This is a genomic window from Pseudomonas baetica (genome assembly GCF_051216495.1).
Lineage (GTDB): Bacteria > Pseudomonadota > Gammaproteobacteria > Pseudomonadales > Pseudomonadaceae > Aquipseudomonas > Aquipseudomonas baetica_B.
On the sequence record NZ_JBPKAM010000029.1, the window covers coordinates 51299 to 63579 of the forward strand.

The following is a 12281-nucleotide window of genomic DNA, read 5'->3' on the forward strand; positions in this document are numbered from 1 at the left end:
GCCCTCGGCGCGGGCTCTTTTTATTACCCATCCTGCAAATGACGGGCTACTGGTGCTGACCTGATTAGGCAGTGCTAGTGGCTACTTGGTGATCCCTTGGCTTTTGTCGAGCCGGATCTCCCAGCCACACCATCAAAAATGTCCCAACCATTAGTATGGTCGCCACTGCGAAGAAAGGCATCGAGTAGCTCTGGGTGGCATCTTTGATCAGGCCAATGACGAAGGGGCCGGTAAAACCACCGAGGTTGCCGATCGAGACAATCATTGCCAGGCCACCGGCAGCCGCGCGACCGGTGAGGAAGGTGGATGGGATTGCCCAGAACGTCGCCTGGAACGAAAGAATGCTCGCGACCGTTAAGCAGAGGCAGGCAATCTTGAGTATTGGGTGTTCAATCAGTGCGGCAGCGACCAGCCCCGCAGCAGCCATTGCCAACGCGCCCACAACATAAGGCAAGCGTTGACGGCTTCGATTGGCCAAACGAGCCCACAAGGTCATTGCCATTGCACCTACGAGATAGGGTAGGGCCACAACCAGGCCCACCGTGCTGCTGGCGATACCCAGGCTTTTGATGATTTGCGGGAGCCAGATTCCGATTCCAATTGACCCTACGATGCAGCAGAAATTAACCGCTGCCAGTATGAAGACCTTCGGATTCGTCAGTGCAGCACGCAGGGTATTGCCGTGGGAAGCACTGATGTCCTTTTGTTCCTGGGACAAGCGATTGTTCAACCATGCCTTCTCGCGAGCGGACAGCCACTTGGCCTTTGCCGGAGAGTCGACGAGCAAGAAGAGGCAAGCGATGCCCAGCAAGACAGCGGGCATTGCTTCGGTAACCAGAAGCAGTTGCCAGTTTTTCAGTCCCATTACCCCATGCAGTTCGAGCAGCCAGCCCGAGAGGGGCGAACCGACAATGTTGGCCACCGGTATTCCGAGCAGGAAAGCGGCAGTCGCCTTGGCTCGCCATTTACCCGGGAACCAGTAGGTAAAGTACAAGTACACGCCAGGGGTAAATCCGGCTTCAGCGAGACCGAGCAGGAAGCGGGCGATACTGAAACTGATCGGGCCAGTGGCGAAGGCTGTGGCCATGGAGATCAGTCCCCAAGTGATCATGATGCGGGCTATCCAGACGCGAGCGCCAAAGCGCTGCATCAGGAGATTGCTGGGTATTTCAAACATGAAATACCCAAAAAAGAACAGGCCGGCGGCCCATCCGAACATCGTCGCCGTCAGCCCCAGATCCTGGTTCATGCTGATAGCGGCAAAACCGATGTTGGTTCGATCGAGATAGCTGATGACGTAGCAAATAAAGATGAAGGGAATGATTCGCCACAGTATGCGGCGCATCAAACGTTCGCCCTCGGCTTCACTGAGTGGCGCCAGGCCAGTCGGATTGTCGTTAGTCATGTCGTCACTTCTTTTGTAGTTGTTGTGTGCGCTGCGATGGGATGGGATTCAGCTGTGGGAGTACATCGCCAATCCCGGTGTCGAGGTGCGTACTTGAAGAATGCTTCCGGTCTCGGATTCGGTGATGAACAGTGTTCGACCATCCTCGCCACCGAAGGCCAGATTGGTGTTGCTGATGCCGGCACAGGAGACGATGCGCTGCAGAGGCTCCGCGACTTTCGATAGTTTCCAGACAGAGCCGAAACCGGTATGGGCAATGTAGAGATTGCTGTCTGCATCAATGGCAAGACCATCCGGGCCACCGAGGCCACCATGCAATTGCGCGAACACTCCGACTTTGCTGACGATCGAACCGTTGCCCAGCGGAATTCGCCAGATCTGCTGGGCACGAGTGACGGCGACCAGGAGGTGATTGAGCTTGGGGTCGAAGACGATCCCGTTGGGGCTCGGAATCGTGTTGAGCAGGCAAGTCAGGTTTCCGCTGGTATCGAGTTTGTAGACCCGACCACTGGCATCTTGCAGGCCGGTCTGGCCCTGGTCGGTGAAGTACAGATCGCCGTTGGGCGCAAACACGAGATCGTTCACGCCCTTGAACCCTTCGGAGCCGGCTGATTCCAGAAATGGCTGAATCTCGCCACTTTGCGGATCCAGAACCATGATGCCCCGCTTGTAATCCGTGATGAAGATTCGCCCGTCCTGGTGAATCTTCAGGCCGTTCGGCCAGCCGTCATAGGTACAGACCAGTTCCCATTCGCCTTGAGGCGAGATTCTGAAAATCCGTCCGTTCGGGATGTCCGTCACGTACAGACGGCCTTCGCGATCAAAGGATGGGCCTTCCAAAAACGAATCGATCGCGCGTCCCTGGCGGTTGGCATTCGCCCAGGCCGTGGGACGGGCGTTTCGGAAATGATCCGGCAGGCGGGTAAAGACGGTTGTTTCCAGGGGTGGTGGGGCGGCAAAAAAGCTCATGTCTGCTCCTGGCTGGGAGTCGGGAATCTTGACCCGATGATTGTTTTTATCGTTTTAATGCAACGTCATTTCAAAATAAATCATGATTCGACGAAAGGCGACAATATTTTTTTGCCGGGGAGGCTGATTTTTATTAGGTGTTGGTTTGGTCTTGACGGAGGGGGTTATTTTCTGAATATCTAAAAAAGGAATGTCGTTTCAAAAATAATAAAAGCGGAGTCCGGTTTGAAAATTACTTCCATGTATCGCATTGCCACAGCCGTTGGTTGTGGGCTCGCAGGCACCGTTGCCCAGGCTGATTTTTTGAAGGACAGCCATGCCGATCTGTCGATGCGCAATTTGTACTTCAACAGCGACAACCGTGATGGGGCAGCCAAGCCTTCAAAAACGGAGGAGTGGGCTCAGGGTTTCATCCTTGATTACCGCTCCGGCTACACACCCGGGCTCATAGGCGTCGGCGTCGATGCGATGGGCATGCTCGGTGTTACGTTGGACAGCGGAAAGGGCCGGCACCAGGGCAGCACAATGATCCCTTCCGATGGCGACAGCGCAGCCAGCGAATGGAGTAGCTTCGGCGCGACTGCCAAGGCGAGGTTGAGCCAGACCGAGCTGCGATATGGTCAATTGATGCCAAAGATTCCGCTGCTGGTGGCTTCTGATGGTCGACTGCTGCCGCAAACGTTCCAGGGCGTGCAGCTGCAATCCCGGGAGCTTGAAAATTTCACGTTCATGGGTGGGGCGCTGAACCGGGCGAAGGGGCGAGCCTCGACCGATCGCACGGGGCTTGCGGTCAATGGCGGAACCCAGGAAAGCAACCGCTTTTACTACGGTGGCGTCGACTATCGCGTCAGCCGCTCTTTGCTGCTGCAGTACTATGGAGGGCAGTTGGAGGATTACTACACGCAACATTTCGCAGGGCTCAACCACAGCTGGAGTCTTGGCGATTCAGGCTCGTTGACGACCGACCTCAGGTATTTCAGAACCCGTTCCGACGGCGCCAACGGCACCACCTCCGGACGTAGCCAGGGGTATGTCGCCAGTGGTTACACCTCGAATGGCGACGGCGAGATCGACAATGATCTCTGGAGCGCAGCCTTCACCTATCGCCTCGGTGGGCATGCGCTGACCCTGGGTTATCAAGACGTTTCCGATGACAGCAATTTCGTGCAGATCAATCAGGGCTCGATCGATAAGGGCGCCGGCGGCAGCAGTCTTTATCTATGGACAGACAAGATGCTCCTCAACTTCACGCGTGCCGGGGAGCGCACAGGGTTCGCGCAGTACGCCTATGACTTCGCTCCGCTCGGCGTGCCCGGGCTCAAAGCGACGGTGATGTACCTGAAGGGTGATCACATCCAGACTTCGAGCGGCGTGGAGCAATCCGAGTGGGAGCGCGACATTTCCCTGGATTACGTCATCCAGAGCGGCACTTTCAAGAATCTGGGCTTCACCTGGCGCAATGGCATGTCGCGCAGCGAGGCGACGCGCAACGGAGATCAGAACCGCCTGATCGTCAATTACACATTGCCGCTGTTCTGACCCACGCTGACGGATTATCCGGCTTGCAAACCGACGGTCTATAAAAAATAGAACGACGTTGCATTTTGTTGTTTGTGAAGGCACTGTATGGCCGCTCCCCTGACCTGATTCATGCGCTGGTACATGGATGTACCGGGTTCACAGGGATGGGGCGCACACACATTCAACAATGATCGGATTTCCGCTGAGCGTAGGTGAGACAAGAAAATGGCCAAAGCCGCCGATGTAGTTGTGCAATGCCTGGAAAATGAAGGTGTCGAGTATGTGTTCGGCATTCCCGGCGAGGAAAACCTCGACCTGCTTGAGTCTCTACGCAAGTCGAATATCAAGCTTGTGCTGACGCGTCACGAGCAATCCGCCGGCTTCATGGCCGCCACCTACGGCCGCCTCACGGGCAAGACCGGCGTCAGCCTTTCGACCTTGGGTCCGGGCGCGACGAATTTGGTGACCGCCAGCGCTTACGCCTATCTGGGCGGCATGCCGATGATGATGATTACGGGCCAGAAGCCGATCAAGAAGTCCAAGCAAGGCCGTTTTCAGATCATTGATGTGTGCGGCATGATGGCGCCCATCACCAAGTACACACACCAGTTCGCCTCCGCCGACAACATCCCTTCGCGGATGCGTGAGGCGTTTCGTCTCGCTGAAGAAGAGAAACCCGGAGCCGTGCATCTGGAGCTGCCGGAGGATATCGCCGCCGAGCAAACAGAAAGCATGCCGATCCCTCCGAGTCTGCATCGCCGTCCTTTGGCCGAGCACAAGGCTGTCGAGGCGGCTGTCGAGAAGCTGCAGCGCGCTCGCAGTCCGATCCTTGTCATTGGCGCGGGCGCCAACCGCAAGATGACCGCCAAGGTTTTGAAGCAGCTGATTGACGCAACCGGCATCCCGTTCATCACCACCCAGATGGGCAAGGGCGTGGTTGATGAGCGTCACCCGCGCTTCCTTGGCAACGCCGCATTGTCGTCGGGAGACTTCGTTCACCGCGCCATCGAGGCCGCCGACCTGATTGTCAATATCGGCCACGATGTGATCGAGAAGCCGCCATTCTTCATGGTTCGTGGCGGTACCGAGGTCATCCACATCAACTTCCGTTCTGCGGAAGTCGATGCCGTGTATTTTCCGCAAATTGAAGTGATTGGTGACATCGCCAATGCCGTCTGGCAGATCGGTGAAGCGCTGAATGACACCCGCCATTGGGACTTCACTCGCTTGATGGCGATCCGTGAGGCCAACGAAGCTCAAATCGTTGAAGGCGCGGATGACAACCGCTTTCCGGTTTACCCGCAGCGCCTGGTGGCTGACATCCGTCGGGTGTTGCCGTCCGAGGGCATCGTTGCTCTGGACAACGGCATCTACAAGATCTGGTTTGCTCGCAATTACAAGGCTCATAAGCCCAACACCGTGTTGCTGGACAACGCCCTGGCAACCATGGGGGCAGGGCTGCCTTCCGCCATGGCAGCGCACCTGGTGTACCCGGAACTTCCGGTGATCTCGGTGTGTGGCGACGGCGGCTTTATGATGAACAGCCAGGAGTTGGAGACGGCGGTTCGTCTGAGCATGAACTTGACCGTGGTCATCCTGCGCGACGATGGCTACGGCATGATCCGCTGGAAACAGGCCAACATGGGCTTCACCGACTTCGGCCTGGACTACGGTAACCCGGACTTCGTCAAGTACGCACAAGCCTATGGCGCCAATGGCCATCGCGTGGAGAGCGCCGAAGGTTTCCTGCCGCTGCTGGAGCACTGCGTTAAAACGCCAGGTGTGCACGTGATCGACTGTCCCGTTGATTACAGTGAAAACGACCGCATCCTGAACATGGAGTTACGCCAGCGCAGCGCTGCCATTTGATGCATGGCGAGCAACCGAATACCCGTCGTGCTTTCTTCAAAGGCTTCGAGCCCGGGCCGTGAGGGCTCAAGGTACGGGATCGAGGGCCGACTCGCCATCAGGTATCTGCGCGTCAGTGTCTGTTCGTGAGTCACGGTTTTAACCTCTGCCAGTGTGGTGCGATGGCGCACCTCACTGGTTTTTTGCTTTTCGGGCACCGTAAAATCTGGAGCAGTGGTTTGCATTCCTGTCCGGTTTTTTTGGGGTTGAACGTGGTTATGGCGACAGCTTGTGGCGAGTTCTATTACCACAAGGATGGCGAGGATATCGTCCTTGTCGGATAATCGATTTTCCGGCCCTTACAATGATTTGTTAATGGGCCTAACAGGTGAGGTTTTTCTGATGGCGAATGCGCGGCCGCGTCCAGCGGTAAATGGTGTGGCTTCGGCTGACCGGGTCTTGACCGTGCTCACGGCTTTTCGAGTCGGCGATACGGCGTTGAGCCTGGTGGAACTGGTTGAGCGTACCGGGCTGATCAAAAGCACGGTCATGCGCTTGATGGTCTCCCTGGAAAATCATGGCCTGATCAATAGAATGGCCGATGGCCGCTATCAATTGGCCAGTGAGGTCATGAGGCTCAATGCTGTTTATCAGGAGGCCCTGGATCTTGAGCGGCATGTGATGCCCAGACTGCAATACCTTTCCGAACAGTCCGGCGAAACCGCATCGTTCTACGTTCGCCATGGCGCCTACCGGATGTGCCAGTACCGAGTGAATTCCTTCCACAGCCTGCGGCTCAATTTGCAGCCGGGCGATATGCGTCCGATGGACGAAGCCGCTGGTGCCCAGGCGCTGCGTGCACCTTTCCAGGTAGGCATCGCACTGGCAAAACCTTATTACTCGCGCGGTGCAACGGATCCACATGCGGCCTCGATGGCCCTGCCTATCTATGGCGCTCAGCAAGAACTGATGGGAGCACTGGTCATTTCAGGGCCTGCAAGCCGATTGACTGAAGAGGCCGCAGACAGCATTAAAGCCATCTTTTTCGATACGGCACGTGATCTGATGCGAAGCCTGGGCTTCAAGCCGGCGGACAGTACGCCCGTCAGCAGCGAGCTGGAAGCCGTCAAGTAATACCAGGTTGTCGCCACGTAACAGAACCCTCTCTTTTTGTAGTACCAAAACACCGATGCCCATTTTCCATCAAGGGAAAATGGGCATCGGTGCTTTGGTGGGCCGTCTCTACTTAACGCTGACTGCAAGATCAGCTTGTTCATGCTGACGTTTGCGCCCGATGACCAGCACCATGAGTCCGGCAACCGTGCAGAGGGTTGCCAGCGGCATCAATGCCAGTGCATAGCTGCCGGTTGCATCGTGAATCGCTCCATAGGCATTGACCATCAAGCCTCCGCCGATCAGGTTGGCCATGGCGCCAATCGCTGCCAGTCCTGCCGCAGCGGTGGAAGACGACAGCCAGCCGGATACCAGTGCCCAGAATGGCCCCTTCATCGAATACGCTCCGATCAACACCATGGTCAGCATGACAATCGTGGCCGGTAAAGATGAGGTAAACAAGGTCATGAGCAGGCCGGCAGCAATAAGCAGCAAGGTCATTGCTGTATGCCAGCGACGTTCACCGGTGCGATCAGAGCTGCGGCCCCAAAAAATCATCAGCACCGAAGCGACGCCGTAGGGAATGGCATTGACCAGGCCAATCTCCATGGATGTCAGGCCAAAGGTCTTTAGTAACTGCGGGGCCCAGACGCTCATGGTACTGCCGGCGGCAGATGCTCCCGAATAGATGAGTGCAAGTACCCAGATATCCTTGTGGCGCAGCAGTTTCCACAGCGAGATATGGCCGATTGCGGTTTTCTTCGATGCTTCCTCTGCAAGGCGCTGTGTCAACCAGTTGCGCTGTTCATCGCTAAGCCACTTGGCATGCTCGGGTCGATCCGTCAGCACAAACAGGCACGCAATGCCCAGGAGTACTGCTGGAATGCCTTCAATTATGAATAGCCAGTGCCAGCCGCGCATTCCCATCCAGCCATCAAGGCTCAAAAGAAGCCCGGACAAAGGCGAGCCAATGAAGTTGGCGGCAGGGATGGCGACCATGAAGATGGCGACCATGCGGGCGCGGTAGGCCGATGGCAACCAGTAGGTGAGGTACAAGAGCACGCCTGGGAAGAAGCCGGCCTCGGCGGCACCGAGCAGGAAGCGCATAACGTACAGAGAGTTAACTCCCTGAACGAAGGCAGTTCCAGCCGAAATGATGCCCCACGTAATCATGATTCTTGCGATCCAGATCCGAGCACCAAACTTTTGCATGGCCAGGTTACTGGGAACTTCCATCAGGAAGTAAGCGAAGAAAAACAGGCTGCTGGCAAAACCGAAGACTTTTGCGGTCAGGCCCAGATCCGCGTTCATTTGCAGCGAGGCCATGCCGATGTTGCCGCGATCAATGATCGCGATCAGATAGCAGATGATAAGGAATGGCAGTAAGCGCCATGCGACCCGGTGCATCGTGCTGCGTTCGAGTTCACTGACGGTATTGGTTGGCGAATTCATTAGGCTCTCCAATTGTTTTTTTTCTGGAGTGTCGCGTTACAGAAGCGCTCCCTCTCGTCGTGGAAGGAGCGCGCAATCGTGCGATCAGTTGTCGAGCAGGTGCCTGTTGACCACGCAGCGCGGATCCAGTGCCTGGCCTGCGCAGACATCCAGGATCTGTCGCAACGCGACAACACCTACACGATCACGTGCCTCGGAGGTATTGGCGCCGACATGAGGCGTCGCCACGAGCGTCGGAAGGCCCCACAAAGGGCTGTCAGCGGGTGGAGGCTCGGGATTGAAAGTATCCAATCCGGCGCCGGCGATTTTACGTTCGCTCAGTGCTTCAACCAGTGCCTGGGTATCAATCAGTTCGCCACGAGCGGTATTGATCAGGATGCTACCCGGGCGCATGAGTTCGAGCTGTGCCGCGCCGATCAGGTTGTGATTGGACTCGGTCAGCGGGCAGTGCAGGCTAATGATATCGCTCTCGGCCAGTAGACGATTAAAGTCTTGCTCGCGTTCCACATGATCGCGCTCCGGGAGCTGCTGGAGATAGGGGTCATAGACCTTCACTTTCATGCGCAGCGGGGCGACCAGATCCATCAGGATGCTGCCGATCGACCCCAGACCTACCAGACCGAGCGTCTTGCCGGACAACTCGATTCCGTTCGCTTCGGCCTTATCCCAGTGACCGTCTCGCATACGTGCGTCCAGCAGCGCGGTTTGTCTTGCGACGCTGAACATCAGTGCGAAGGCGTGTTCGGCTACCGATTGAGCATTCGCGCCGACGGCAATGCTGACCGGAATGCCGCAATCGGCAGCGGTCTTGATATCGATGGTGTTGTAGCCAACGCCATGTTTGGCGATCGCTTTCAAGTTTTTAGAGGCCTTGATCATCGACCCGGTCAGTTGGCCCTGGCGAACGATGATCGCGTCAGGCTGCTCCGTTCGAATGATGGCTTCCAATTCCTCGGCGGGCAGATAAGGCGTCGTTGGGATGACTCTGACGCCCTCGGCGACGGCCAGGCTCATGGCATCCGCAGCGAGTTCGGGGCCTGTTAGCAGAATGGTTAGGGACATCGTGGTTACCTTGTTTTTATCGTGGAGATAAACGCTGACGCAATGCAGCGTTTGCGATGATGTAACCCTATCATAATGAAACGCCGTTGCAATAATTTACTTTTCGCGTTCGTCTGATTGACTATTCTGCGATAAAATCCCTGTTGTGTTCGATTAAATGAAATGTAATTCTAAAAATAGGCATCGACGACAGTCGATGTCATCGAACAAAACCAAACAGAGGTAGGTCACATGAGCATTGGATTTCAGGTGCTGCAGCGCGCACGTAAAGTCAGCGCAGAATGGGTCGCACGTTATCGTGAGCTTCCGGTAGCCAACGTCAGCGACTCCATGAATCGCATGACCGCAGGGGGCTCTCGTCTGCGCCCCATGCACCGTGAAGGTGTGCTCGCAGGCCCGGCAGTGACAGTCAAGGCTCGTCCGGGTGACAACCTGATACTGCACTACGCCATCGACATCGCTGAGCCCGGCGACGTCATTGTGGTGGATGCCGGTGGCGATCTGACCAACGCGCTGATCGGCGAAATGATGGTTGCTTACGCGGTAAAGCGCGGCGTGGCGGGTATTGTCATCAATGGCGCGATACGCGATGCCGCCAACATTGGCGCTGGTGATTTCCCGCTGTTTGCCGCCGGTGTATCGCACCGGGGCCCCTACAAGGACGGGCCAGGCGAGATCAACGTACCGATTGCCATTGATGGTATGGTTATCGAACCAGGCGATCTGGTCATTGGCGATGACGATGGCTTGCTGTGCGTGCCGTTTGACAATGTCGCCGAGGTCTATGACCGTGCCACGGCCAAATACACCGCTGAGCAAAAACAGATGGAACACATCGCCCAGGGCAAAAACGACCGTTCCTGGGTGTTGGAATCTTTGAAAGCGAAAGGCTGCCTGCTGCCACTCTGATCCAGGACACTACCGCGCATCAAACTCCACGGTGCGCGGTAGACAATGGATCGATCAGGAATGGCTAGGCCTTTTAAGGAAGCTCATTCTTGTCCAATCCATACACTTCTCGTTCTGCACGTTGGCCTGCTCCCGTCCGGGCACTTGCCAATCGTAACTTCCAGATCTATTTCGTCGGCCAGGGCATCTCTACCCTGGGCAAATGGGTTCAACAGGTCGCTCTTGCCTGGCTGGCCTATCATTTGACTGGCTCAGCCGTTCTGTTGGGACTCATTACCTTTTTCTCCCTTGCACCGCAACTTCTCATCGGGCCGCTCGCGGGTGCCTGGATCGATCGTCATGACAAACGACGGTTGCTGATTGGGGTGCAAGTGATGCTGATTTTCCAGTCACTCACACTTGCCTTGATCACTCAATTGGGTTGGATAGACGGTACGTCCATCGCCGGTATGGCGCTTCTACTGGGACTGCTCAATGCGGTGGAGACACCGTTGCGCCAGGCGCTGATTGGTAGCTTTGTCGACGACCCGGCGGACTTGCCCAATGCATTGGTGCTCAATGCAATGTTGATCAATGCTGCGCGTTTTATCGGACCGCCCCTGGCGGGCACCTTGATAGCGCTGACAAGCGAAGCGGGCTGTTTCCTTCTGACTGCCTTTGCCTATATGGGTCTCATGCTGGGCTTGATCAGGGTAAAGGCGTCGGCCTCACCCAAAGCAACCGGTTCGACCTCTCAGGTTTTTCGAGAAGGGGTGGCCTACCTCTGGCGAACAGTGAGTGTCCGGCAGTTGATGGTCAGCGTGATCATGGTCAACCTGCTGGCGTCCTGCTATGCGGCGCTGTTGCCTATTCTCGCAAAGACGGTGTATGCCGGTGATGCTCGAATTCTCGGCTGGTTATGGGGCGCCGCCGGTGCGGGTGCCTTCGTGGCAACCCTGATTTTAGCCTTCAGTGGATCGCTGTCTCGTTTGCGGTACTTCACCGATGGCGGAGCGCTTGTCTGCGGCTTCGCACTGCTGGGCGTGTTCTTTGCCGCAAACTTGCCGATGGCATTATCTGGATTGGTGTTGCTTGGCTTCGGCATCACGATGAGCAACGTGAGCACTAATATGCAGTTGCAAAGCGGCGCACCCGGCTCGCTACGTGGTCGAGTAGTCGCGTTCTACATCGCCATGCGATTCGGATTTGAAGCTGTAGGGGGGATGCTGGCGGGGTTGATCGCAGCACGATTCGGAGCGCCTGCGACTCTCGGTATCGCAGGATGCATGTTGCTTCTGTATCTGATCCTGAGTATCGGTAGACGCTATCTGAAACATCGATCACTTAATCGCTAACCATCGCGACCATTAGTACGTTGCCGCTCCTCCTCAGAATCGAACCGAACATCTGGTCTAATGGACTCAGATCGACGAGTCCTGAATGACTGCTTCTGGCCGATCGAGCCCACCCGACCGTTTCGCATTCGAGGATTGGAGTAATACCTACCCTTGATTTGGATCCTGCGAGTCAACCCGCCCCGTGTTTCCGTCGCGTCATACCCGGCTTGCCTTGCAAGCACCAATTCGAGATTGAGGATTCGAGCTGCCTCATATTCCGCGACCTCACCAGTAATACCCAATGGCTTACCAGTAAGGTGGTAATAACGCAGAGCAAGGACTTTTGCCTCCCTCAGAATCTGGTAAACATCGTCGGTGGCTTCCAGGCTATTTCCCCCCAATTCAAATTCAAAAACGCTTACTCGACTTGAGCAATGCTTCGCAGCTCACTAAAGCCATAGCCTATGGGTATGTGCTGTGACGGCAACGGGAATTAAAAAAGAAATGGGTACACTGTGAATCGGTCCTGGTTCCGTAGACACATTCGAAGGACCGCTTCTGGCCGATTCTGTTGAAAAAGTCGGATTTTCGGCTCGCCTGAACTCACGCACGATCACCACCGAAGAATCTACTCACCACATCGAGTGGTTTTTCGGCTCTTCGTTGACCTTTGCTGCTCAGTTAGT

At 56.1% G+C, this 12281-nt stretch carries 9 protein-coding genes; 5 read left to right on the plus strand and 4 right to left on the minus strand.

The window, feature by feature from the left end; translation table 11 throughout:
• Nucleotides 1-64: 64 nt before the first annotated feature.
• Both ACSFE6_RS13050 and ACSFE6_RS13055 read right to left on the minus strand, forming a co-directional pair.
• On the minus strand, nucleotides 65-1405 hold the full coding sequence (locus tag ACSFE6_RS13050) for an MFS transporter (protein WP_435427989.1): 1341 nt from the start codon (nucleotides 1403-1405) through the stop codon (nucleotides 65-67).
• A gap of 48 nt (nucleotides 1406-1453) precedes the next feature.
• The gene (locus ACSFE6_RS13055) at nucleotides 1454-2374 is read right to left on the minus strand and encodes an SMP-30/gluconolactonase/LRE family protein (RefSeq protein ID WP_435427990.1); all 921 of its coding nucleotides are present in this window, start codon (nucleotides 2372-2374) and stop codon (nucleotides 1454-1456) included.
• Between the two features lie 240 nt (nucleotides 2375-2614).
• Between ACSFE6_RS13055 and ACSFE6_RS13060 the strand changes: the two genes are divergently transcribed.
• The 3 genes from ACSFE6_RS13060 (at nucleotide 2615) to ACSFE6_RS13070 (ending at nucleotide 6877) form a co-directional block, all read left to right on the plus strand.
• Nucleotides 2615-3913 (plus strand): OprD family porin, encoded by a 1299-nt coding sequence (locus ACSFE6_RS13060; RefSeq protein WP_435427998.1) that lies wholly within the window; start codon nucleotides 2615-2617, stop codon nucleotides 3911-3913.
• A gap of 207 nt (nucleotides 3914-4120) precedes the next feature.
• On the plus strand, nucleotides 4121-5764 hold the full coding sequence (locus ACSFE6_RS13065; protein WP_435427991.1) for an acetolactate synthase large subunit: 1644 nt from the start codon (nucleotides 4121-4123) through the stop codon (nucleotides 5762-5764).
• A 381-nt stretch (nucleotides 5765-6145) separates the two neighbouring features.
• A complete protein-coding gene (locus ACSFE6_RS13070; RefSeq protein WP_435427999.1) occupies nucleotides 6146-6877 on the plus strand; it encodes an IclR family transcriptional regulator in 732 nt (243 codons plus the stop codon).
• Between the two features lie 108 nt (nucleotides 6878-6985).
• Here the strand turns inward: ACSFE6_RS13070 and ACSFE6_RS13075 are convergent, their stop codons facing one another.
• Together ACSFE6_RS13075 and ACSFE6_RS13080 are read right to left on the minus strand one after the other, a co-directional pair.
• A complete protein-coding gene (locus ACSFE6_RS13075; RefSeq protein ID WP_435427992.1) occupies nucleotides 6986-8308 on the minus strand; it encodes an MFS transporter in 1323 nt (440 codons plus the stop codon).
• An 84-nt stretch (nucleotides 8309-8392) separates the two neighbouring features.
• Complete coding sequence (locus ACSFE6_RS13080) at nucleotides 8393-9370, minus strand: hydroxyacid dehydrogenase (protein WP_435427993.1); 978 nt, start codon at nucleotides 9368-9370, stop codon at nucleotides 8393-8395.
• 231 nt (nucleotides 9371-9601) lie between these two features.
• Between ACSFE6_RS13080 and ACSFE6_RS13085 the strand changes: the two genes are divergently transcribed.
• Nucleotides 9602-10279: an RraA family protein gene (locus ACSFE6_RS13085; RefSeq protein WP_435427994.1), complete on the plus strand. Its 678-nt coding sequence runs from the start codon at nucleotides 9602-9604 to the stop codon at nucleotides 10277-10279.
• 89 nt (nucleotides 10280-10368) lie between these two features.
• Nucleotides 10369-11613 carry an MFS transporter gene (locus tag ACSFE6_RS13090; protein ID WP_435427995.1) on the plus strand — a complete coding sequence of 415 codons (1245 nt, stop codon included), beginning with the start codon at nucleotides 10369-10371 and terminating at the stop codon, nucleotides 11611-11613.
• Nucleotides 11614-12281 lie beyond the last annotated feature (668 nt).

Coding starts and splice junctions, on each gene's coding strand:
- ACSFE6_RS13050 (WP_435427989.1), bottom strand. CDS start 1,405: ATGACTAACGACAATCCGACTGGCCTGGCGCCACTCAGTGAAGCCGAG.
- ACSFE6_RS13070 (WP_435427999.1), top strand. CDS start 6,146: ATGGCGAATGCGCGGCCGCGTCCAGCGGTAAATGGTGTGGCTTCGGCT.
- ACSFE6_RS13080 (WP_435427993.1), bottom strand. CDS start 9,370: ATGTCCCTAACCATTCTGCTAACAGGCCCCGAACTCGCTGCGGATGCC.
- ACSFE6_RS13075 (WP_435427992.1), bottom strand. CDS start 8,308: ATGAATTCGCCAACCAATACCGTCAGTGAACTCGAACGCAGCACGATG.
- ACSFE6_RS13055 (WP_435427990.1), bottom strand. CDS start 2,374: ATGAGCTTTTTTGCCGCCCCACCACCCCTGGAAACAACCGTCTTTACC.
- ACSFE6_RS13085 (WP_435427994.1), top strand. CDS start 9,602: ATGAGCATTGGATTTCAGGTGCTGCAGCGCGCACGTAAAGTCAGCGCA.
- ACSFE6_RS13065 (WP_435427991.1), top strand. CDS start 4,121: ATGGCCAAAGCCGCCGATGTAGTTGTGCAATGCCTGGAAAATGAAGGT.
- ACSFE6_RS13060 (WP_435427998.1), top strand. CDS start 2,615: ATGTATCGCATTGCCACAGCCGTTGGTTGTGGGCTCGCAGGCACCGTT.